Source organism: Blastococcus goldschmidtiae (genome assembly GCF_031845325.1).
GTDB lineage: Bacteria > Actinomycetota > Actinomycetes > Mycobacteriales > Geodermatophilaceae > Blastococcus > Blastococcus goldschmidtiae.
This window is the reverse complement of the sequence record NZ_JAVREI010000005.1, coordinates 1-22461: the sequence shown is the minus strand read 5'-3', so window position 1 is coordinate 22461 and position 22461 is coordinate 1. Positions and strand designations below refer to the sequence as shown.

The following is a 22461-nucleotide window of genomic DNA, read 5'->3' as shown; positions in this document are numbered from 1 at the left end:
CGGGACGGACCGGCCGACCCACACAGTGGAGCGCCACGGCGACCCGTCCGCGTGCGCCGGGTAGGAGCCCACGTGCCGACGCCCCCCTCGCTGCCTCCCGAAATGCTGCTTCGGTACACCGACCTGCCCGAGGGCCGCGTCCGCACCCGGGTGCTCGGCCGTCGGCGCCCGAACGTCCCGCCGGTCGTCGTCGTGCAGGGCATGGCGGTGTCGGACTACCTGCTGCCGGCCTGTGCCGCGCTCGGTGAGTGGACCGAGGTGCACCTGTTCGATCTGCCCGGCTACGCCGGCAGCGGCGAGCCGACCCGCTACCTGAACGTGCAGGGTTACGGCGAGACGGTCGCGCACTGGCTCGAGGCCGCGGGGCTCGACCGCGCCGTGGTCGTGGGGCATTCGAGTGGCACGCAGGTGGCGGCGTGGACAGGGGTGCTGTGCCCTGAGCGGGTGGCCGGAGTCGGCTTGGCCAGCCCCACCGTCGACCCGATGGCGCGGTCCATACCCAGGTTGCTGTTTCGCTGGCGCCTGGACGCGCGATCGCCGTCGCCCGGCCTGGAGGCCAACCACGTGCCGGAGTGGAAGCGCGCCGGACCGCGCGGGATCGCTCACCTGATCAAGGTGCATCTCGCCGACCGGCCCGAGGAGCAGGTCGCGCGCCTGCACGTGCCGGTGCTGGTCATCCGCGGCGAACAGGACCGGCTGAGCAGGGAAAGCTGGGTACGGGACCTGGCCGGCTCCACGCCGAACGGCGACCACGTCACGGTGCCGGGCGCGCACGCCTTCGTCTGGCTCGATCCGCACGCGTGGTCAGAGCCGTTGCACCGTCTCGCCATTCGAGCCGCCTCAGCGGTTCCCTGAACTGCGTCAGGAACGGAGCCGGGAAACGATGAGACGCGCAACCGCGACACAGGGAAGCCCGCAGGCGGTGACCGGCAACCGTGATGGAGCCGGCGACGGGTGCGCCCTCTCCCGGGGTCTCCGGTGACCGGCGTACCGCCGGAGAAGGCCGTCGCCTCCTTCGACTCCGCCAGCGCGTTTCTGACGGCCCTGGCACGAGCCCTCGACGGCCGGGACTTCCCGTACCTGGGCCAGTCCCGCTTCAAGGTCCCTCTGGTCCGCGCCAGCGCGCTGCTGCCGTTGGGTTTGCGGCGGCGGGTCTACGCGTTCGTCAGCGGCCGGGAGGGTGTTCCGCCCGATCGGCTCGACCAGGTCGACCTCGAGCAGGTCGCGGAGTGGATCACCGTGCACTATCCGTCGCGGCGCTATCCGGCGGTGCTGCTCGGCTCGTCGAACGGGGCGCTGTCCCATCTGGCGGCCGCCGCTGGTCTGCCCTGGCTCCCGCAGACCCTGCTGGTGCCCGTCCGCAGGCCTGGGGCCGATCCGCGCGACGTCGCCGCGGCGCTCGAGTTCGGCGCCCGGCACGCGCCGGCGCTGCTGGAACGCAATCCGACGATCGAGTTGCACCACATGCACGATTCGAACCAGGACGCGCTCAGCGCCTCCCAGATGGCGTACTTCCGGGTGAAGTGGCACGTCCTTCCGCGGGCGTATCAGGCCTTGCTGACGGAGAGGCTGGAGCCGGGCGCGCCGGTGATCATCGTGCGTGACCGGTCGTCGTGGCCGGTCACCCGGGTGGGATCACGGCACGTCTTCCAGTACGGCGCGCAGGGCGGCATGTCCGCCGAGGAGTACGCGGCCGAGCCCGCGGCGCCCGGCACCGACGAGGCCGCCGCGGAGGCCGAGTGGGGGTTCGCCGAGGCCCTCGGTGACGACATCCGCGGCTGGGCGAGGCGGAACGGGCATCCGGTGGTCGAGGTGAGCTACGGCCACCCGCAGGACCCGGCGGCGGGGGTCGCCGACATCTTCCGCGACTGGCTGCGGCAGCGCGGCCAGCCGGCGCAGCGGCTGCTGGTGAGTTCCTTCATCGTGCACGATCCCTGGCGGACCCTCACCACCGCCTCGGTACCGTTCTGGACCTTCTTTCCGGTGCGCAGTGCCGCGGCGGACCTCGCCGAGTATCTCGACCGCGCGACCTACGAGGATGTCGACATCCTGCTGTTCAGCAACGGCGTTCCATCGCGCGGCCAGGTCGACGCCCGGTCATGGGAAGCCCTGGCCGCACGTGCGCGGCGACGCGGACGGCTGCTCGGCGTCGACGCCGACGCCTTTCCCGCCGACTTCACCGCCTTCGTCCGCTACACGTCCGCGCTCCGGTCGCTGCCGACGGCCGCTGCTTCGTGGTCGCCACTGGGCGTGGCAGACATACTCACCGGCCTCGGAGCTGCGCCGCGTGTCGCGGTAGCGCGTCCGTAGGGCGATCTCGCCGGCTCATGACGGCGGGACCAGCCCCTTCAATCATGTCCCGAAGGACGCCGTCACCGGCTTCTTCACCAAGTTCGGCGGCGGGGGGCGACGCCAATCCGACCGCCGCGGTGACCGAACGCCGGGCACGGGGGCTCGCCGCCCTCCTCGGCGTGCCCGAGCGCATCATCAGCGAGACCTGCGACGGCCGACCTGGAGTCCCGGAACACTCAGCTGTCCCGACGAGGAGGTTCTCGGTCTCCGCTATGCCGACATCGACAACTTCCTCGAAGGGCTACCGGTCAGCACTGAAGTCCACGACGCGATGACAAGGCCACGACACCCCGACCGCCACCCCCCACAAACGGAGGGCCGTTCATCGCACCGCCGTGACCGCCACGCTTCGCGCTTCCTCCCGATTTGGACTCGATCCCGACAGCAGCGCTTGGTCTACAAGCCGTCGTGGAGATGTGCGCTTCTGGCGGGCGGGCGCTTGCTGGAGCTTGCGCGGCGGGATCCCACCATCCGCCTCGACGGCGCCATGTGCCCCGGGCGCACAGCGACGTCGTCCCGCGGGTGCACTGCCCACGCGGTGAGACCTCCGGGGGTGCCGAGTCGCAAGTCCTCCTCGCCCGTCCTCTCGTGAAAAGTCGGTGACGGACTTCCTCGGCGGGGTTTGTCTCACCGCCCTCACGACTACTACAGGCCTTAGTAGCACCATCCGGCCCTTCAAGTCCCGCAGGCTGTCAGTCACGAGCCCCATCCTCAGTCCCGGACGCTGAGCGCCGGTGCCCGGATCACAACACGGGAACAGCCCGCCGCAATCAGTCGGTCACCAGCCATGACGACTGCAGGTCGGGGCGGGGCACCCGCCGACACGCGAGCTCGCCCCGACGTACCTCAAGCGTGACGCTCTTGCAGTAGTTGATGGTCTGCCCTTGGTGGGACGGCGAACGGAGAAAACATGGTCTGGCTATGGGTGCCCGCGTTGGTCGTCGCGGCATTCGTCACGCGGTGGGGCGCCGAGCAGCTCGCTGCGCCACTCAAGGCAGTGCGCCGCCGGTACGGCTTTACCGGCGCGGCCGGTGGGCCGCTCGTCGCCTTGGGCAGCGCCAGCCCCGATGTCGGGATCAACACCGTGAGCGCCGTGACCGGAGCCGCCTCGATCGGCTTGGGCAGCATGCTCGGTTCGACAGTTGTATCGATTCCGATCACCGTGGCCGTCGCGTTCGCTGCCTACCGGAAGAACCGTTCGAAGCAGGACACCGAACAGTCAGACGACTTGACGGTCGAGAAGAACTCGGTGCTCGTCGACGCCCTGCCCTACCTCGCCATCGTGGCCGTGTTCGCGCTGCTGATCCTGCCCGCTCCGTGGCGAGGCCTGCAGCTCATCGATGGCGTGATCGCGGTTCTGGTGTACGTCGCCTTCCTCACCCAGGCGCTGCTACGCGGGCGTGGCGGTCAGCGTGGCGAGGTCTCCTGGTCGACGAAGCAAACGCTGCGCGCGGTCGCCGGCGTTGCCGTCCTCGCGGTGGGCTCCTACATCCTGGTGACCGGAACCCGGCAGATCGGGTCCACCCTCGGGCTGCAGCCCCTGGTCAGCGGTCTGTTCATCACGGCGTTCATGACCGCGCTGCCGCAGGTGTTCACCACCTGGTCGGTGGTCCGCAGCGGTCAGGTGACCAGCGGAGTCACCAGCGTGTTCGCCGACCACGCCATGACCTTCACGCTCGCGGTGCTCCCGCTCGCGATCGTCGGCGTGTCCGTGGACAACTATCCGATCGTCCTCGTCGTCATGGGCTTCGTCGCACTCATGCCCATCCTGTTCGCCGTCCTCAGCCGGCGCCACAAGCAGGGTGATCAGTACGCCCTGCTCTTTCGGGACGTACTGGTCTTCGGGGTGGCCGTTGTGGTCTACATCGCAGTGGTCGGGTTCATGCTCGTGGTCACGTAGCCGGCTGTCCGCTGAGCCCTGGAGGATGGTGAAGGAGCTTCTCCAGGTCCTCGGCGTGGTAGCCATGCCCTGAACTCCTCGGAAAGGGCTGCGCCGCCGGCCCCGGATCCGTCGTCTTTCGGGCGCGGCTCATTCGCCGCTCAGCGTCGAGCCGCGGGGGCTGGGGGGTGGGGCGGAAGCCGGCCCTGATTCGACGGCCGATCCCTCAGCCCCGCGTCGAGCGGCAGTCCGCGACTCCCCCTCGTCGCTGCGCCAGGTGGTGAGCGCGAACAGCAGGCCACCGGTGACGATCGCGGTGTCCGCGAGGTTGAACGTCGGCCACCAGCCGGTGTGCAGATAGTCGGTGACCACGCCGTCCGCGGCGCGGTCGGCGAGGTTGGCCACCGCGCCGCCGAGGATGAGGGCCAGCGCAGCCAGCTGGCCGCGGCTCCCCCGGGAAGCCGTGAGCCAAGCGAACACGGCCACCGCGGCGGTGATCGTGGCGGTGACGGCGATGATCAGCCAGGCGGGAGCATCGGCGCCCAGGGAGAATGCGACACCCGGGTTGTAGCCCAGCCGCAGGTCCACCGGTCCGAGCTCCATCCCGGTCGCCGACAGGTGGCTCTGCGCCCAGGCCTTCGCGGTGAGGTCCACCGCCGCAACTCCTGCCGCAGCCGCCGCCACCCACAGTCGTCGACGGACCGGCCGGACCCGCCCGGGACCGGAGCCCGTGGCCCCGGTCACCGGACGGCGCCGGTCAACTCGACGGGCGCCGGCGCCGGCGCGGTGGACACCGGGGCCAGCGGCTTGGTTCGGCCGGCGCGCACGCCGTTGGCGATGACGAAGATCTCGGCGACCTCGTGGACGAGCACGACGGCGGCCAGGCCGAGGACGCCGAACAGCGCCAGCGGCATCAGGCCGATCACGATCGCCAGGGACAGGGCGACGTTCTGCAGCATGATCCGGCGGGCCCGGCGGGCGTGGCCGAAGGCCTGCGGCAGGTGCCGCAGGTCCTCGCCCATGAGCGCGACATCAGCGGTCTCGATGGCCACGTCGGTGCCCATCGCGCCCATCGCGATCCCCAGGTCGGCGGTGGCGAGCGCGGGGGCGTCGTTGACGCCGTCACCGACCATCGCGGTGCGCCGCTGACCACGCAGCTCGGCGACCAGGCGCGCCTTGTCCTCCGGGCGCAGCTCCGCGTGCACCTGCTCGATGCCCACCTCCCGGGCCAGGGCAGTGGCGGTGGCGGTGTTGTCGCCGGTCAGCATGGCCACGGTGTAACCGTCCCGGCGCAGCTGAGCGACGACCTCGGCGGCCTCCGGGCGCAGCTCGTCGCGCACGGCGACCGCACCGATGAGCTGCCCGTCGACCTCGATGAGCACCGCGGTCGCGCCTGTGTGCTGCATCCGCTGCACGTCGTCGGCGAGCACGCCGGCCTCGATCCAGCCGGGACGGCCCAGCCGCGCCGGGCGGCCGCCCACCCGTCCGACCAGCCCGGCCCCGACGACGGCCTCGACGTCGTCGGCCGGTGTGACGCCGGGAACCGCGGCCAGGATCGCCCGGGCAAGAGGATGCTCGCTGCGGGCCTCCAGCGCCGCGGCGACGTCCAGCACCTGCTCCCGGGTCACCCCGGTGGCGGCCGCCACCTTCACCACGGCGGGACGGTTGCGGGTCAGCGTGCCGGTCTTGTCCAGCGCGACCCCGCGGATCGCGCCGAGGCCCTCCAGCGCGGCGCCGCCCTTGACCAGCACGCCCAGGCGACTGGCGGCGCCCACCGCGGCGACGACAGTGACCGGCACGGAGATGGCCAGCGCGCACGGAGAGGCTGCGACCAGCACAACCAGGGCGCGCTCGATCCAGACGAGGGGATCACCGAGCAGGCTGCCGATCGCGGCAATGGCCGCGGCAGCGATCATCACGCCGGGCACCAGCGGCTTGGCGATCCGGTCGGCCAGGCGCTGGGCCTCGCCCTTGCGGGACTGCTCGGCCTCCACGATCCGCACGATGCGGGCCAGCGAGTTGTCCTCGGCGGTGGTGGCGACCCGCACCTCCAGCACGCCGGTGCCGTTGATCGACCCGGCGAAGACCTCGTCACCCGGCCCGGCCTCCACCGGCACGGATTCACCGGTGATCGCCGACACGTCCAGAGCGGTACGCCCGCTGCCGATGACGCCGTCGGTGGCGATCCGCTCGCCGGGCTTGACCACCATAATGTCGCCGACGCGCAGCTCGGCGGGGGTCACGACCTGCTCCACTCCGCCGCGCAGGACGGTCGCCTGCTCGGGCACCAGAGACAGCAGCGCCCGCAGCCCGCGGCGGGTCTTGGCCAGCGAGTACTCCTCGAGGCCCTCGCTGATCGAGTACAGGAAGGCCAGCATCGCGGCCTCGCCGACCTCGCCGAGCAGCACCGCCCCGACCGCGGCGATCGTCATGAGCGTGCCGACGCCGATCTTGCCCTTGGCCAGCCGGCGCAGCGTGGAGGGAACGAAGGTCCAGGCCCCGACCGCCAGGGCGGCCACCTCGAGGCCGAGCTGCAGGCCGGGCCGGTCGGCGCCTCCGGCGAAGAGTGCACCGACCAGAAGCACGCCGGCGACCGCCGCGGCCTGCAGTTCCCGGACCTGCCAGAGCCGTTCGGCTTCGTGCTCCTCGGACTCCTTGCCGGCCGGGGTCGTTTCGTCGTCGCTGCAGCCGCAGGCGTCGCTCATCGGATGCTCTCCTCGTCGTGGATGGTGGTGGGTCGGAGCTCCGCTCGGGGACCGCCGATGCCGGCGCACAGGACGACCGCGTTGCCGGTGGCGGCGAGCAGTGTTTCCGCCGTGGTGAACAGGTCGAGCAGCTCAGGGTGAGTCAGGGAGTAGACCGAGGCCCGGCCCTTCGGGCGGGAGTCGACCAGGCCGCAGTCCCTCAGGCAGGCCAGGTGCGCCGATACCGTGGACTGCGCCAGGCCGAGCTCCGCAACAAGATCGACCACTCGGGCCTCGCCGTCGGCGAGGCGCCGCAGCACCGCGAGGCGGGCGGAGTCACCCAGGCCGTGGAACAACGCCGCCGCCGGCGCCAAGGGTGCTCGCGAGGCGACTTCGGCTGGCGCAGAACGGATCGTCACGCGGCGATGATAGCGCGATTCTGTGGTGGGACAAGGAGGCGCTCCTCGGCCGGGAACGGATCCGCGGCAACGACTGCCTCTACTCACCGTCGCTGCGTCCTCGAACTGCTCTCCTTCGGCAGGTCGGCTTCTTCCGGCAAGCTCGACGTCGGTCACAGACGCCGACCCTCGCCCGTGCGCCGGCGAGCCGGCCGGACGAGTGGTAGGGAGCCACCGCGGGGGTGGCCGCTGAGACATCGCTGGGCTCGGCCGCAACCGCCGGCCCCTTGCACCGGGCTCGGCGCGCCCTCGCCGCTCTGCTCAGTGCCTCAGCCCGGGTCGGCCGATCTCGGCCTACTGGGCCAGCAGTATCACCTACGCCCGGGTGGGGACAGCGTTCATGGAGCCGTGACGCCTGTGTAGCAGAGGCGAGGTCCGCCGGACCAGCGGCGTCTCAGTCGACGCCGCCGTAGGAGTGCAGGCCGGTCGAGACGAGGTTCACGAAGAGGAGGTTGAAGACGAGGCTGGCGAAGGCGAGCAGGTTGATCCAGGCGGCGGGCTGACCCCGCCATCCGGCGGTGCTGCGAGCATGAAGGTAGGCAGCATAGAGCGCCCAGGAGATGAAGGCCCACGTCTCCTTGGGATCCCAGCCCCAGAACCGACCCCAGGCGCTCTCGGCCCAGATCGCTCCGGCGATGACGGCGAAGGTCCAGATAGGGAAGCCGAAGATCGCCGTGCGGTGCGCGACCCGGTCGAGCACGGCGGCGGCAGGCAGCTTCACGGCGAGGCCGGTCGACCGCAGGTCGTCCGCCGGGAACCGCTTGTCGTGACGAATTCTGACGAGGTAGAGGGCGCTGGCCACGCCGCTGACCATGAAGATTCCGAAGGACAGGATCGCCGCGGAGACGTGCACCACGAGCCAGTCCGAGCGCAGCGCGGCGATCAGCGGGCCCGCGGCGGCATAGAGGTAGAGGCCGATCAGGACGAGACTGAAGACGGCAAGCCCGAGGACGAACGCGCCGATGCGACGCACCCCGGGCACCCGCACGGCCACCACGAGATAGGCCACGACCCCGACGAGCACTGACGCGGTCCCGAACTCGTACATGTTGCCCCAGGGCACCCGACCGGTGGCGGCGCTGCGGGTGACGAGCACGCCGGCGTGGAGGAGCGCGCCGCCCCCGGTCAGAACGAGGCCGGCGAGACCCCAGCGGCGGGTCGATGCGACGTGCTCCCTCACCAACGAGGGGTCCTCGGCGCGTCGGGGCTCGTCGCCGGGGGCGGGAGCGCCGACGCGAGCGACGGTCGAGGGGCGACGTTCGGCCAGCCGGGCGCCGCGGCGCCCGAAGGCCAACTCGGCGCTGAACAGCACCACCGCCACCGAGTAGACGGCGATCGCGGCACTGAACAGCGAGTCCGACAATGCGGACAGCGCATCGGGTGTCACACGAGGTCCTTCCTGGAATCGGGTGGCGCTGATGAGCGAAGTCGACCGCAAGGGGCTCGCCGGTCGAGACTCGGCAACCGACTGGGCACCTTGGCCGCAAACTCGCCAACGACACCTGGCACCGCCTTCGCTGAACCTGCCCATCCCCGCGGCTTGCTCCTAACCGGGATAGTAGCTTTCTCGGGGATGGGACCCAAGCCCGACTACCGCGCGCCGCGAGGGCACAGACAGGACCGCTCTGCGCGACCCCACCCGCGTTGCGTCGACTTGAGCACGACAACCCGGTCCCGGACATCTACTAAGCAGCCCAGTAGCGTGTCGAGCCAGCTATTCAGCCAGCCCACCCTGCCCTCCACCGGCCGACTGACGACGCCTGGTCCGGGCCAGCAGCGACCTGGCGCCGGCGCAGGGAACCCGCTTGAAGGAGCCGCCGTGAGCAAGCACCCGAGTGCCCAGGCGTGTTCGACGGCGTCTGCCCGCAGCCAGGCCGTAGCGAGGATCCCGTGACCGATGTGCAGACGCGGCCGGTAGGACCTCCGGCCACCGCCCCTCGTGGCCCGCTGCTGCGTCGGCTCGGGCGGTGGTGGCTGCGCCGGTGGCGGTGGTTGACCAGCATGCGGACGGCGGTCGTGCTGCTGTTCCTGCTGGCGCTGGCGGCTGTGCCCGGCTCGCTGTTTCCGCAGCGGTCGCTCACCCCCAGCGCGGTAGCAGGGTTCTTCCGGGAGAACCCCGACCTGGCGCCTGTCCTCGACACGTTGGGGATGTTCGACGTCTTCTCCAGCCCGTGGTTCTCGGCGATCTACCTCCTGCTGTTCGTCTCGCTGATCGGGTGCCTGGTGCCGCGCTGCATCGAGCACCTCCGGGCTCTACGGGCCGATCCGCCGCCCGTGCCTCGGCATCTGCACCGGCTCCCGGTTCACGCCGCCGAGGAGGTGTCGCTGCCCGCGGAGGCTGCGGCCGAGCGGGTCGAGGCCCACCTGCGGTCGACGCGGTTCCGGGTGACCCGAAACCGCACCTCCGCCGGCGTGGAGATCTCGGCCGAGCGCGGTCGCGTCAAGGAGACCGGCAACCTCGTGTTCCACCTCTCGCTCCTGGCGCTGCTGGTGGCGCTGGCGGGCGGCAAGCTGTGGGGCTACGAGGGCAGCATCCTGGTCACCGAGGGCGACGGCTTCTGCAACTCCTTCCAGCAGTACGACCGGTACGTCGCTGGGCCGATGGTCGATCCGGACACCCTGACGCCGCTCTGCTTCGACCTGCAGGACTTCCGCGCCACGTATGAGCTCAACGGCATGCCGGCCTCATTCTCCGCCGACATCGGCGTTCAGGCCGATCCGGGAGCCCCCACGGAACAGACGACGATCGGAGTCAACGACCCCTTTCGCTCCGACGGCGATCGCCTGTACGTGACCGGGCACGGCTTCACGCCCCTGTTCACCGTGACGCTGCCGGACGGTCAGGTCTTCGAGGAGCTCTCGGCGCCGTTCCTACCCCGGGACAGCGCGACGTTCGCCAGCGAGGGCGTGGTGAAGTTGCCCGACCTCGGGGACGGCTCCGACGACGGCTTCGCCCTGGAGGGATTCTTCGCCCCGACCGGGGTGGTCCAGGGTGGCGTCCTGACGTCGGTCGACGCGCGGCCGCTCAACCCGCAGGTCGCCGTCATCGGCTACCGCGGCTACCTGGGCCTGGACAGCGGTATCCCGCAGTCGGTGTTCTCGCTGGATCAGACCCAGATCGACGTGGGGGCACTGAACCGGATCGGCGAGGCCAACCTGAGCGTCGGGGAAAGCGCGGAGTTCGAGGACGGCACCGTGGTCCGGTTCGACGGGTTCCGGGAGTTCGCGGCTCTGCAGGTCTCTTACGATCCGGGGCAAGTCGGCGTCCTCATTAGCGCGATCACCATGCTGCTCGGACTCCTGGCCACCCTGCTGGTGCGCCGAGAACGGGTCTTCGCCCGGATCACCGGCTCGCGCATCCCCCACTCCGGCGACGAGCCGTCCACGACGGTCGCACTCGCGGGACTCGCACGCGGTGGCAGCGGCGACGTGAACGAACGACTCCACGGACTCTCCGCCAGCCTGCTCGGTGAGGGCCAGCCGAGGCAACGGCGCAACGGGTGACCCGCGAGGTGGTCCACCAGGGCGTAGGGCGCTGGCGGGAGATGGACCAGGAGCCCAGCACGCTGGTCGCCCCCGGCGTGGTGGACGAGGACAAGGCACTGTTGACCGAGCTGGCCTCTTCGGGGCTGCCGGTCATCCGCGCCGATTCCGCTGACGGCCGCGTCGTCGACCGGCAGATCGGGGAGGTCTACGCGGCCCGGATCGAGGAGTTCATTTCTCGGCTGGTGGCCGGGGGGACCGCGCCGTGACCCGGACGGGGGAGACGACCGCCCGCGCCACCGGGCGCGGACAGGCACCGACGGTCCACGCCGGGGGTGGCCGGTGGCGGCCCGGCTGGCAGCGCCTACTCGCCGGGGTGCTCGCCGGGGCACTGCTGGCGGGCAGCATGCCGCCGCGGTCGGCGTGGTATCTGGCACCGGTCGGCGCCGCCGCCCTCACCTGGGCGCTGCTCGGTCGGCGGTGGCGGCAGCGGCTGGTCCTGGGCGCAGTGGCCGGGTTCGGATTCTTCGCGCCGACCCTGTCCTGGCTCATTGACTTCCACCCGGCCGGCTTCGCCGCCGTCCTCCTGCTGGAAGTCGCGCTCTTCGCCGGCGCCATGCTGCTGGTCGATCCGGGACGGGGGCGCTGGTGGACGGTTCCGGCGGCGCTGGTCGCCCTGGAAGCCGTGCGCGCCCGATTCCCGTTCGGCGGTTTTCCCCTCCCGGGAATCGCCCTCGGGCAGCTCGACGGCCCCTTCGCCGCGGCCGCGCCCCTCGGCGGCTCCTTCCTCGTCGTCGGGCTGACCACTGCTGCCGGAGCGGCAGTGACCGGGCTGGCCGTGGCCCACCGGCGGGTCCGCATGCTGGTGCTTGTCGCGGCAGTGGCCGCAGTGAGCGCCGCCGGCGTCGCCCTCGCCCAGCCGAGCGGCGCACCGGCCGGCCAGCTGCGGACCGCCGTGGTGCAGGGCGGCGGCCCGCGCGGGATCCCCGCCGTCGAAGCCGACGAGCAGGAGGTCACCGAGCGACTGTTCGACGTCAGCGAGAACCTGCCAGCCGACCTGGACCTGGTCCTGTGGCCGGAGAGCAGCATCGGGGTGACCGGCCCGGTAGCCGACACCCGCGAAGCCGACCGGATCGCAGCACTGGCACGGCGCACCGGCGCCACCGTCGTCGCCGGGGTCACCGAGTCCGGGGAAACGAGCTTCCGCAACGCCGCGGTCGCCTGGGCCCCCGACGGCCGCATCGTGGACCGCTACGAGAAGGTGCACCGCGTCCCGTTCGGGGAGTACATCCCGGCCCGCGGGCTGTTCGAGCAACTGTCCGACATGACCGCGCTCGTCCCCCGGGACGCCGTCCCCGGCCGTGGCCCCGGGCTGCTGAACACCCCTGCGGGGCCGCTAGGGGTGGTCATCTCCTACGAGGTCTTCTTCTCCGACCGGGCCCGCGCCGCCGTCACGGCCGGCGGCCAGGTCCTGCTGGTACCGACCAACGCAGCCTCGTACACCACAGAGGAGGTGCCGGCCACGGAGGTGGCGGCCGCCCGGATGCGGGCCCGGGAGATGGATCGCGCCGTACTGCAGGCCGCGCCTACCGGCTACACCGCGATCGTGCTGCCCGACGGCAGCATCGCCGAGCAGGGCGAACTCGGCACGCCCGAGCTCCTCACAGCCACGGTTCCCCTCCGCACCGGCCTCACCCCCTACGCCCGAACCGGCGATCTCCCTGTTCTGCTCGCTGTCGCGTTGGCTCTGATCGCCGGGCCGGCCATGCGTGTTCTACACCGGAGAGACCGGGCGGCCGACCCGTGACCGAGCAGCGCTGCGATTCCCACGGCAAGTTGGGCCCAGCGTCCTGGCGGGAAGCTGACCGGACGACGCTCCCCCACGGTGACGCGGCAGCACGCACCCGGCCTACGCCCGCCCGCAAGCATCACACCGTTGACCAGCTTCACCGGGCCGGCGATATCCGCAGGTGTCCTCGAATGAGCCCGCCCGCACCTCCGCCAGACTGCTCTCACCGCGTAGGTCGGTAAGGCTCGACGCCGCCACCGCTCTACTGCGGCGAGCCGCGCCGCTGAGGCGACCGCCGGGTGCGGGGAGAGCAGCCAGGTGGCCTGGCTGGACGGGCGCACGGGCCTCCGGCTGCGGATGCGTCCAGTCATCCCTGCTCGAAGCCAGCGGGCATGACCCTCGGGACCCAGAGTGCCTGGCGCTTGTACGCTACTAAGGTGCTTAGTTGTCCCATGCCTGGCCGTCAGCCGTGACCGCCTCCGTGCCGCCATGCCCGCAAGCAACCGCTGGTGCCGGCGCCTCGGCGGCGCACGTTCGAGGCGACGGGTGAGGTTCCCGCCGGTGGCCCCCTCGCTGAGCCGGAGGACTCTGCTCGCGGCCGCGACCGCGGCGACCGCAGCGGCATTGGCTGGCTGCTCCAGCGAGACCGACGAGACGTCGCGCGGACAGCAATACGAGTTCACCGGCGCCACGCCGCCGGCCACCGTGCTGGACGAGGCGGCCCGCGCCCCGGCCCCCGCCTTCGATGGTGAACTGCTGGACGCTAGCCAGTTCGAGTCTTCCTCCCTGACCGGCGACATCGCCGTCATCAATTTCTGGGGTTCGTGGTGTCCACCGTGTCGGGTGGAGACGCCAGAGTTCCAAGCCGTCTACACCGACGTCGCCGACCAGGGCGTGCAATTCCTCGGTATCGATGTCAAGGACCAGCGCCAACTGGCCATCGCCTTCATCGACAGCGTCGACGCGACTTACCCGTCGCTGTTCGATCCTCGCGGTGAGGTGGCCCTGGCCTTCCGCGGCTTTCCGGCCAACGTGGTCCCTTCCACCATCCTGCTGGACCGGCAGGGTCGGGTCGCCGCCGTCTACACCGGCCCGGTCAGCGGCGATGACCTGCGCACGGCTATCGAGCTGTTACTCGAGGAAGGACCCGCGTGAGCGACCTCGGCGCCACCTTCGCCGACATCGTCACCGACGGATCGTTGCTGCTGGCCATGGCCGTCGCCGCGCTCGTCGGACTGATCAGCTTCGCCTCTCCCTGCTGCCTGCCACTCATTCCCGGCTACGTCGGCTACGTCGCCGGACTGGCCGGCGCTGATGTCACCGCCGAGAACCGCCCCACGGCGATGGCCACGTTCGAAGGCGCTCCCGGCGCGGCTACGGTCGGCGCCTCCACACCGACAACTGGTGGAGCGACGACTCCGAGCCGGACGATTGCCGTGGCCAGCCGCCGCCGGCTGCTGGCCGGCTCTCTGCTGTTCGTGGCCGGCTTCAGCGCGGTGTTCATCTCCTTCGGCGCCCTGTTCGGTGGCCTTGGCCGGCTGCTCTACGAGTGGGCGCCGACTCTGACCCGGGTGGCCGGAGTTGTCACCATCGCCATGGGGTTGTCCTTCCTCGGCGCCCTGACCTGGTTCCAGCGGGAACGCCGCATCCACCGCCGCCCACCGGCCGGCCTGGCCGGCGCGCCGGTTCTGGGCGTCGTCTTCGGCCTGGGCTGGACCCCGTGCCTGGGGCCGACGCTCGCCGCAGTGAACACGTTGGCCTACACCGAGGCCTCGGCTCTGCGCGGCGCCATCCTGGGTTTGGCCTACTGCCTTGGCCTCGGCATCCCCTTCGTTCTGGTAGCCCTGGGGACGCGACGCGCATTGCGGTTCTCCGCGTTCGCCCGGCGGCACGCCCAGACGGTCATGCGTATCGGCGGGGTGCTGCTCATCGTTCTCGGGGTTTTGCTGCTGACCGGCTGGTGGGACGCCATGATGATCTGGCTGCGGGCATGGCTGGCCACCACCGGGCTCGGCACGACCTCGGTGTGATCCACACAGCAATCGTTCTTGAGACACCGGCCGAACGGATGCCGCGAAAAGCGACGGGCTGGCCTCGCCGGCACCCGGACGTCCTGCGAGAGAGCGGGCTGCGACATGGGGCGCGCGACTCCGAAGCCTCCGTCGTGCGAGCCACCGGCGTCAGCCAGCGTTGTCGCAGACGTGGGTCCCGACGATCGCCACCCTCGGGACTCACATCGCGTGGGTGGCCCCACCGAGCCACAACCCCGCGGCGACGCCCAGGAGGACTGATAGCACGGCGGCCGCGTGGAGGATGGCAACCGGGCCGCGACGGACCTCCTGTGCCGTGGCAGCCATGGTTCGCGAACTGATCCCGGGAGCCCCCTTCCCCGGCGACGGCGCTGCCGGAACACCGGCGAACGCGGGGGCGATCCAGCGCAGGTAGTAGAAGAGGCTCGCCACCGTGTTGACCGCCGCGATGACGACCAGCCAGACCAGCCCGCCATCCCAGGCGGCGACGAACACTGCCAGCTTTCCGAGGAAGACCGCGGTGGGTGGCGTCCCGACCAGACCGAGCAGGCAGACCACGAGGCCGACGACGAGCCATCGGTGGCGTCCGACCGCGGCCGCCCAGTCGGTGATCGTGCGGGCCGCCGGGGCCGCCGCGACGGCGGCGAACGCGCCGATGTTGGTGACCGCGTATCCGGCCAGGTAGATCGCCAAGGCCGGAACGGCGAGATCGGTGCGCGCGGCGACGGCGACGACCATGAACAGGTAGCCGACCTGACTGACCGTGGAGTAGGCCAGCAGCCGCAGTACGTCTGTCTGGTTGAACGCGGCCAGGTTGCCCAGGGTCATGCTGATTGCGGCGATGACGGCGACCAGCAGGGGCACGTCGAGCGGGACGTCGGCGAAGGGCTCGGCGAGCAGCCGGAAGGCCGCCGCGACCGCGCCGATCTTCGGGATCGTGGTGATGTAGGCCGCCATCGGCGGCGTGGTACCGGCCGTGACGTCAGGGACCCAGAAGTGCACCGGGACCGCCCCGGCCTTGAAGGCGACCCCGGCGAGCACGCCGAGGACGCCCACCGCGAGCAGCGCCGGCGATGCCTCCGGGAGCAGCGCGGCGAGGTCGAGGTAGCCGGTCGTACCGGCGGCGAGCACCAGGGCGGCGACACCGACGAGCATCAGCACGCCCACGAAGGCACCCATGAGGTAGTACTTCATCGTCGCTTCGACGCCGGCGGAGTCCTTGGCGAAGCCGGCAAGGGCGTACAGCGGGACGCTGGCCAGCAGGTACGCGGCCACGAGCAGCAGCAGATCGCCGCTGGCGGCCAGGGCGATGCTGCCCAGACCACCGAGCAGCATGAGGACGTAGGCCTCGGTCTCCCGGGGGTGTCCGGCGAGCGAGGCCGAGGCGAGCCAGACGAGGACGGCCACACCAAGCGCGACGACGATCCGGACGACGCCGGTGGTGGTGTCGACGACCCAGGTGCCCTCGAACACCCGCTCCGCCGGCTCGAACAGCGCGACGGCAGCGGCGATCGCACTGGCCAGGCAGGCGGCGGTGACCATGAGCCGGACCCGCCACTGCCGGTGCTGCGGCGTCCAGAGGCCCAGCAGCAGGCCGCCGACGGCGCCGAGAAGCAGGAGCAGTTCGGGAAGTAGAGCGAACACCCGCTCGCCGCCCCCGGACATTCCGGTCACCGGCCCACCAACTCGACCACCGCCATGGCGGCCGGCTCCAGCACGTCCAGCAGGGCACGCGGGAGCAGGCCCAGGACCAGGGCGAGTACCAGCAGCGGGACGACCGAGGCCACCTCGCGACCACGCAGGTCCCGCATCCGGGACACAGTCCGCGGCCGGACGGCGGTCGCCGTCCCGCCGTCCGCCTGCGCCGGACCCGGGCCCTCCCCCGTCTCGTCGGGGTCGGCCTCGGACGGGACGACGGTGTCGCCGGTGAACAGCCGCTGCAGGGCCAGCAGGAACAGCCCGGCGGTGACCAGGATGCCGACGACGGCGATCACCGTGGCCACCGGCGCGGCCTGCAGCGCACCGGTGAACACCTGGAACTCGGCGATGAACCCGGAGAAACCGGGCAGCCCCAGGGAGCCGAACGCGGCGACCGCGAAGCAGGCGGCGAAGACCGGCGCCGGCCGGGCCAGCCCACCCCACCGGTCGAAGGCGTAGGTGTTCCCGCGGGACCACAGGACGCCGCTGAGCAGGAAGAGCGCGCCGGTGAGCAGGCCGTGGCTGACCATCTGGTACATCGCCCCGACCGTGGCCACGGTCCGCGCCCCCTCGTCGGCGGAGGCGACGAGGCCGGCCGCGCCGAGGCCGAGTAGCACGTAGCCCATGTGGTTGACCGAGGTGTAGGCGATCATCCGCTTGACGTCGGTCTGGGCCAGCGCCACGAAGGCGCCCCACAGCACGCTGATCACCCCGACGACGACGGCGACCATGGCCCACCGCTGCCAGGCGTCGGGGAGGATCGGCATGGCGATCCGCACGAACCCGTAGGTGCCGAGCTTGAGCAGGATCCCGGCGAGGACAGCGGACCCGGCGGCGGGGGCGTCGGTGTGTGCGTCGGGCAGCCAGGTGTGGAACGGGAACAGCGGCGTCTTCACCGCCAGCCCCAGGCCGATCGCCAGCAGGACCAGGCCGCCGGCGACCGGCGAGTCCGCGAGCGGCGGGTTCGCCGCCAGCGCCACCATGTCGAAGGTGCGCTCCTCGCTGCCGAGGAACAGCCCGATGAAGCCCACGAGCAGGGCCAGTGACCCGATGAAGGTGTAGAGGAAGAACTTCAGCGCGCTGCGCCGGGCGTTGCCGTGCCCCCAGCCGGCGATGACGAAGTACATCCCGACGATCGACAGGTCGAAGAAGGCGAAGAACAGGATCAGGTCCAGCGAGGCGAACGTGCCCATGCAAGCCGTCTGCAGGAAGAGGAACAGCGCGGCGTAGGTGTGGGGCCGGTCCGGCTCCCGGAGTGAGTAGATGGCGCAGGCCAGGAACAGCACCCCGGTCAGGGCCAGCAGCGGCAGGGAGAGCCCGTCCACGCCGACGTGGTAGCCAGCATCGACGGTCGGGATCCACTGCACGTCGGCCTCGTAAGCCAGGCCGTCGACGACGCCCGAGGCGCCCTCGCCGGGCTCGAAGCGCCACCACATCCAGCCGACCAGCGCCAGGTCGACGGCGGAGGCTGCCACCCACACCCCGATCGCTGCGCGACTGGGGATCCTCGGGACCGCCAGCAGCACAGCAGCAGCCAGCAACGGCAGGAAGATCACGACGGTCAGCAGCACGACTACCTCACCACGAGCAGGAGGACGAGCAGGAACCCCAGACCGACGACGGCCTGGGCGTAGTACTGGTGCAGCAGCCCGGTCTGCGGGCGGCGGGCGGCGCTGCCCGCCCGGCGGAAGGCCCTCGCCGTCGCACGGACGAGGCCGTCCACCACGCCGGTGTCGATCCGCGCGGACCCGGCCGCGGTGCGGCGGGTCGCGGCCGCGACACCGGACACCGCGCCGTCCAGGACGCTGTCGTCCGCCCGGGATGCCACGCCAGCGAGCCGGCGCGCGCTGACGGCCACCCCCATGACGGCCCGGTCGATCAGCTTGTCGTCGACCACTGCCAGAGCGCGGGCGACAGCCATGGCCGGCCGGGGCGACAACAGCCGTCCCAGCCCGGCCCACGAGGCGAGCGGACCCCGGGAGAGCTGCTCCATGACGGCAGGGCGGGCCCGGACCACGGCGACGGTCAGCCCCAGGGCCACCAGCGCGAGCGCCCCGGAGAGCAGCAGCTCCCCCAGCCCCGGGGACGGCTCCCCCTCCACGCCCAGGACCGCCTTGAGTTGCTCTGCCACGGCGGGCAGCGCGAGCACACCCAGCCCGGCGGCGAACACAGCCAGCACGCCGGCGACGACCGTGGTCAGGGCCGGGACGCGCCGGGTGCCCGGCTCCTCCTCGTCGAACGCCTCGTCCCCGGCCGGCCTGGCGAGGACGACGGCCAGGATCCGACCGGCGTAGACCGCCGAGACCGCGGCGGCGGCGAGGCCGACGATGTGCAGCGCCGTTCCGTCGACACCGGCGAGTACCTCGTCCTTCGTCGCCCACAGCGACAGCGGCGGCACACCGGCCAGAGCGAGGGCAGCGACGGTGGCCGCGGCTCCCATTCCCGGATCCCGACGGGCGGCGCCACGCAAACCGGCCAGCTGCTTGGTGCCGAGCGCGGTGAGCCAGGCGCCGGCGGCGACGAACAGGCCGGCCTTGACCGCGGCGTGCGCGACGAGCTGGGCGGTGCCGCCAGCGGTGGCACCCACCCCTGCGGCGAGGACGACGAAGCCGATCTGCGCGGCGGTGCTGGCCGCGAGCAGCTGCTTGAGGTCGGTCTGCGCCACAGCCACCGCACCCAGGACCAGCGCCGTCAGCGCTCCGGCCCACGCCGCCGCCGTCGCGGCCCAGCCGGTCGCGGCGAGCAGCGGCTGCATCCGGATCAGCAGGTATCCGCCGGCGGCGACCATCGTGGCCGAGTGCAGCAGCGCGCTCACCGGGCTCGGGCCCTGCATCGCGGCCGAGAGCCAGGCCGAGAAGGGCAGCTGCGCCGACTTGCCGAGTGCGGCGACCAGCACGCCGGCGGCGGCCAGGTCCGCCCAGCCGCCGTCCGCGCTCTCCAGGTCGGCCAGCACCAGGCTCCCGGTCGCGGCCAGCGCCGCCCCGGCGGCGACGTACAGGCCGAGGTCCCCGGCCCGGGTGGTCACGAACGCCCGGGTGCCGGCAGCCAGCTTGCCCGACTCCTCCCAGTGGTAGCCGATGAGCGCGTAGGAGGTCGCACCCATTACCTCCCACGCCAACAGAAGCGTGGGCAGCGTGGCCGCGGTGACGGTGGCCAGCATGGCCGCGACGAATAGCAGCAGATAGCCGAAGAACCGCCCCCGAGCGGCATCCGACGGCACATCCGCGATGGCGAAGACGGTGACCAGCAGGGCGATCCCCGCGACCAGCAGGACCAGCACGGCGGAGAGCCCGTCGACGACGAGGCGCAGGTCGCCACCCTCGACGATCCCGATGAAGGGCACCGACAGGCGCGGCCGGGTGCCGGCCACCACCGCTGCCAGCGCCACACCGGCCGCGGTGACGGCCACGGCCAGCGGACCGGCGACGCGGTCGGTCCCCCGCCCGGCGACGAGCAAGGCGGTCCCGCTCAGGGCGGGGAGCAGCACCAGGGCACCGAGGACGGCGCTCATCCGTGAAGGTCCGAGGCCATGTCGATCATGTCGAGCTGCCGGGCTCGGTAGAAGGCGACGGTGACGGCGAAGCCCATGGCCATCTCCACCGCCATGACCACCAGTGCCACGACGACCAGCACCTGGGCGTCGGGCAGCTCCGGCGCGAGGAAGTACCAGGCCGCTCCCCCGGCCAGCAGCACACCGTTGAGGACGAGCTCGAGGCCCATCATCACCATGACGATCGTCTGCTGGGACAACGCCCCGAAGAGCCCGACACCGATCAGGCCCGCGGCGACGGTCAGCACGATCTGCAGCACCAGCTCGGCGGTCATCGGGATAGTCCCCCGGGCACCGGGTCGTCCGGGTGCTCGGCGTCGAGCCCCGGGCCGAGACGGTCGTAACGGCCACGCGCGGTGGCCAGGACGGTGCCGGCCAGGATCGTGGTGAACAGCCCGATGCCGATCACCAGCATGACGAGCATGTGGCTTCCCATGATCGCCTCGCCGAGCTGGCGGGTGCTGTCGGCCGGGCGGGAGGTGTCCCGCGTCGGCCAGTCGATCGTCCAGATGCCGACGACGAGGACGACGAACGCACCCGCACCCGTTCCGGCCGAGCCCTTGGCGTTGTGCACCATCGTCATCGGCATGAGCCCGGCCGGGTTCATCATGAACATGATCATGAAGACGGCCATGATCGCCATCTCGATCGTCATCATCAGCGCTGTCACGACGGCCAGGTAGACCAGGTCGAGGGCGAGCAGGATGCCCGCCACGGCGAGAAACGACGCCAGCAGGGCGAAGGTCGCCCGTGCCATCGAGTCGACGACGAAGACGGCGACCCCGGCGGCGACCGACAGGACCCCGAGGACGGCGACGGCCGTGACCGCCCAGCCGGAGAGGTCGGTCAGCATCGGCTCCTCCTCACGCGTAGAAGCCGTTCAGGACGAGCACGGCGACGACCAGCGCCTGCAGGAGCGTCAGCGGGACGAGGACCATCCAGCCGACCTCCACCGTGCGGTCGGGCCGCAGCACCGGCATCCGTCGTCCCAGCCAGACCAGAGCAGCGACGACGGCCAGGGTCTTCAGCAGGTGCCACAGCGGGCCGGGCAACCAGGGGCCGGAGTCGCCGCCGAGGAAGAGCACCGCCGCCATGGCCGCGCTCGCGCCGAGGAAGACGGCGCGACCGGCCTCCACCAGCAGCCGGTCCACTCCGGACAGTTCCGAGGTGACGCCGCCGGCGATGTCCGGACCGGCGGGTGCGGCGAACGGCCCCCAGAAGGCGAAGGCCGCGGCGCTGGCCACGAAGACGACGAAAGCGACCGGCATCGTCACCACGAACCACAGATCCTCTTGCGTGGCGAGAATGTCCGTCACCCGCAGCGAACTCGCTGCCAGACCGGCCGTGATCAGCGCGAACATCAGCGGCAGCTCGTACGCCAAGCCCTGCGCGAGGAACCGGTAACCCCCGGTCAGCGCATGGACCCCGTTCGGGCCCCAGCCGACCAGCCACACCGCCGCCCACAGCAACGCCTCCATGGCGTTGAACCACACGAGGTCGGCGCTGGTCGACCACAACGTCCGACCGCCTACGGGCACCACCGCCAGAGAGAGGAGCGCCAGCGTCGGCACGGCAGTGCAGCCGACCCGCCACAGCAGCCGATCCGGCGCCAGAGTCGTCCGCCGCTGCTCGACCAGCAGACGCGCGCTCGAGCGGATCGGCTCGACAGCGGCCCCCGACGCGCCGAAGACGACGACGCGGTCGACCGCCGCCACCACGAGTCCCAGGACCAGTCCGACCGCCACGACCCCGAGGACCGCCGGGACCAGCCCCCACACCTCCGCCAGAGTCTGCTCAGGCATGCAGGTGCTCCGGAGCCGACACCGCGGACACGGGGCGGAGGTCGAGGCTGGCCACGATCAGCCGCGCGCTCCCGATCTCCGCGCCCTCCACCAGGGCCGCGACGTCGTCCAATGACGTTGCGGGCACGTCCTCGACCGGCTGCCCCGACGCCATGTCGCACCAACGCCTGACCCGGTCCAGGGCGTCTCCCCCGGACCCGCGCCTCCCGATGCCGCCGGCCGTCCACGCCAAGGTCCGCGACCGGCTCACCCGCCGCGCCACGGCCTCGGCGAGCCGTTGCGCCTCAGCTCGGCTGGCTTCCTCGGCCATCCCGTCCCGGGCGCGACGCGCATCGCGGGCGGCGGTCGGCCAGCCGGCCACGTCCAGGAAGCGGGCGAGCCGGTCCAGCGCCGCCCCCTGGGGGTGGTGATCCGCTTCTACGGCCGGGAGGGTGCCGGCATCGAGCCAGGCCAGCTCTGCGGAAGTGAGGACGTCACCCTGCAGGTCCGCCCGCAACACCAGACCCGTCGGCCAGCCCGGCAGCACCGGCCCGAGCGCCACCTTGAGGACGTCGAGTTCGAGCCCGTCCCGATCCGGGCCCGTCATCGCCATGGGCAAGCCGGCGACCTCACTCCCGTGGTCCATGCCCTCGTGGCCACTCCCGTGGTCCATGCCCTCGTGGCCACTCCCGTGGTCCATGCCCTCGTGGCCACTCCCGTGGTCCATGCCCTCGTGGCCACTCCCGTGGTCCATGCC

The 22461-nt window shown here is 71.7% G+C and carries 19 protein-coding genes; 8 read left to right on the top strand and 11 right to left on the bottom strand.

Going from position 1 to position 22461, the window contains the following annotated elements:
* The first annotated feature begins 201 nt into the window (after positions 1-201).
* The 3 genes from RM425_RS09390 (at position 202) to RM425_RS09380 (ending at position 4252) form a co-directional block, all read left to right on the top strand.
* Positions 202-855: an alpha/beta fold hydrolase gene (locus RM425_RS09390; RefSeq protein ID WP_311344932.1), complete on the top strand. Its 654-nt coding sequence runs from the start codon at positions 202-204 to the stop codon at positions 853-855.
* Positions 856-978: 123 nt separating this feature from the next.
* Positions 979-2310: a hypothetical protein gene (locus tag RM425_RS09385; protein WP_311344931.1), complete on the top strand. Its 1332-nt coding sequence runs from the start codon at positions 979-981 to the stop codon at positions 2308-2310.
* A gap of 967 nt (positions 2311-3277) precedes the next feature.
* Positions 3278-4252 carry a sodium:calcium antiporter gene (locus tag RM425_RS09380; protein WP_311344930.1) on the top strand — a complete coding sequence of 325 codons (975 nt, stop codon included), beginning with the start codon at positions 3278-3280 and terminating at the stop codon, positions 4250-4252.
* Positions 4253-4381: 129 nt separating this feature from the next.
* Here the strand turns inward: RM425_RS09380 and RM425_RS09375 are convergent, their stop codons facing one another.
* The 4 genes from RM425_RS09375 to ccsB all read right to left on the bottom strand — a co-directional run bounded on the left by RM425_RS09375 (position 4382) and on the right by ccsB (position 8760).
* Entirely contained in the window at positions 4382-4885 is a 504-nt protein-coding gene (locus tag RM425_RS09375) for a signal peptidase II (protein ID WP_396137036.1), read from the bottom strand.
* Positions 4886-4971: 86 nt separating this feature from the next.
* Entirely contained in the window at positions 4972-6936 is a 1965-nt protein-coding gene (locus RM425_RS09370) for a heavy metal translocating P-type ATPase (protein WP_311344928.1), read from the bottom strand.
* Positions 6933-7334, bottom strand: coding sequence for an ArsR/SmtB family transcription factor (locus tag RM425_RS09365; protein WP_311344927.1), 402 nt, complete (start codon positions 7332-7334; stop codon positions 6933-6935). The genes RM425_RS09370 and RM425_RS09365 overlap by 4 nt, the downstream gene beginning before the upstream one ends.
* Positions 7335-7767: 433 nt before the next feature.
* Positions 7768-8760 carry a c-type cytochrome biogenesis protein CcsB gene (gene ccsB / locus RM425_RS09360; protein ID WP_311344926.1) on the bottom strand — a complete coding sequence of 331 codons (993 nt, stop codon included), beginning with the start codon at positions 8758-8760 and terminating at the stop codon, positions 7768-7770.
* A 503-nt stretch (positions 8761-9263) separates the two neighbouring features.
* Between ccsB and resB the strand changes: the two genes are divergently transcribed.
* From resB to RM425_RS09335, 5 genes are all read left to right on the top strand, one after another.
* Positions 9264-10877: a cytochrome c biogenesis protein ResB gene (gene resB, locus RM425_RS09355; RefSeq protein ID WP_311344925.1), complete on the top strand. Its 1614-nt coding sequence runs from the start codon at positions 9264-9266 to the stop codon at positions 10875-10877.
* Entirely contained in the window at positions 10874-11125 is a 252-nt protein-coding gene (locus tag RM425_RS09350; RefSeq protein ID WP_311344924.1) for a hypothetical protein, read from the top strand. The genes resB and RM425_RS09350 overlap by 4 nt, the downstream gene beginning before the upstream one ends.
* Entirely contained in the window at positions 11122-12663 is a 1542-nt protein-coding gene (gene lnt, locus RM425_RS09345; protein ID WP_311344923.1) for an apolipoprotein N-acyltransferase, read from the top strand. The genes RM425_RS09350 and lnt overlap by 4 nt, the downstream gene beginning before the upstream one ends.
* Positions 12664-13206: 543 nt before the next feature.
* Positions 13207-13800 (top strand): TlpA family protein disulfide reductase, encoded by a 594-nt coding sequence (locus RM425_RS09340; protein ID WP_311344922.1) that lies wholly within the window; start codon positions 13207-13209, stop codon positions 13798-13800.
* A complete protein-coding gene (locus tag RM425_RS09335; RefSeq protein ID WP_311344921.1) occupies positions 13797-14675 on the top strand; it encodes a cytochrome c biogenesis CcdA family protein in 879 nt (292 codons plus the stop codon). The genes RM425_RS09340 and RM425_RS09335 overlap by 4 nt, the downstream gene beginning before the upstream one ends.
* A 201-nt stretch (positions 14676-14876) precedes the next feature.
* Here RM425_RS09335 and RM425_RS09330 read toward each other — a convergent pair whose 3' ends face one another.
* From RM425_RS09330 to RM425_RS09300, 7 genes are all read right to left on the bottom strand, one after another.
* Entirely contained in the window at positions 14877-16340 is a 1464-nt protein-coding gene (locus RM425_RS09330) for an NADH-quinone oxidoreductase subunit N (RefSeq protein WP_311345109.1), read from the bottom strand.
* A 5-nt stretch (positions 16341-16345) separates the two neighbouring features.
* The gene (locus RM425_RS09325; protein ID WP_311344920.1) at positions 16346-17944 is read right to left on the bottom strand and encodes a complex I subunit 4 family protein; all 1599 of its coding nucleotides are present in this window, start codon (positions 17942-17944) and stop codon (positions 16346-16348) included.
* A 2-nt stretch (positions 17945-17946) separates the two neighbouring features.
* Positions 17947-19884 carry a proton-conducting transporter transmembrane domain-containing protein gene (locus tag RM425_RS09320; RefSeq protein ID WP_311344919.1) on the bottom strand — a complete coding sequence of 646 codons (1938 nt, stop codon included), beginning with the start codon at positions 19882-19884 and terminating at the stop codon, positions 17947-17949.
* The gene (locus tag RM425_RS09315; RefSeq protein WP_311344918.1) at positions 19881-20198 is read right to left on the bottom strand and encodes an NADH-quinone oxidoreductase subunit NuoK; all 318 of its coding nucleotides are present in this window, start codon (positions 20196-20198) and stop codon (positions 19881-19883) included. The genes RM425_RS09320 and RM425_RS09315 overlap by 4 nt, the downstream gene beginning before the upstream one ends.
* The gene (locus tag RM425_RS09310; RefSeq protein ID WP_311344917.1) at positions 20195-20776 is read right to left on the bottom strand and encodes an NADH-quinone oxidoreductase subunit J; all 582 of its coding nucleotides are present in this window, start codon (positions 20774-20776) and stop codon (positions 20195-20197) included. Before RM425_RS09310 ends, RM425_RS09315 begins: the two co-directional genes overlap by 4 nt.
* Positions 20777-20786: 10 nt before the next feature.
* Complete coding sequence (locus tag RM425_RS09305; protein ID WP_311344916.1) at positions 20787-21725, bottom strand: NADH-quinone oxidoreductase subunit H; 939 nt, start codon at positions 21723-21725, stop codon at positions 20787-20789.
* Positions 21718-22461, bottom strand: a 744-nt coding sequence (locus RM425_RS09300; protein WP_311344915.1) for a hypothetical protein, incomplete at its 5' end; no start/stop codon positions are given. The genes RM425_RS09300 and RM425_RS09305, both read right to left, overlap by 8 nt.

Bases quoted from the DNA above. Each gene is read 5' to 3' on its own strand.
- RM425_RS09370 (WP_311344928.1), bottom strand. From the start codon at position 6,936: ATGAGCGACGCCTGCGGCTGCAGCGACGACGAAACGACCCCGGCCGGC.
- RM425_RS09330 (WP_311345109.1), bottom strand. From the start codon at position 16,340: ATGTCCGGGGGCGGCGAGCGGGTGTTCGCTCTACTTCCCGAACTGCTC.
- RM425_RS09390 (WP_311344932.1), top strand. From the start codon at position 202: ATGGCGGTGTCGGACTACCTGCTGCCGGCCTGTGCCGCGCTCGGTGAG.
- RM425_RS09305 (WP_311344916.1), bottom strand. From the start codon at position 21,725: ATGCCTGAGCAGACTCTGGCGGAGGTGTGGGGGCTGGTCCCGGCGGTC.
- RM425_RS09310 (WP_311344917.1), bottom strand. From the start codon at position 20,776: ATGCTGACCGACCTCTCCGGCTGGGCGGTCACGGCCGTCGCCGTCCTC.
- RM425_RS09320 (WP_311344919.1), bottom strand. From the start codon at position 19,884: ATGAGCGCCGTCCTCGGTGCCCTGGTGCTGCTCCCCGCCCTGAGCGGG.
- RM425_RS09315 (WP_311344918.1), bottom strand. From the start codon at position 20,198: ATGACCGCCGAGCTGGTGCTGCAGATCGTGCTGACCGTCGCCGCGGGC.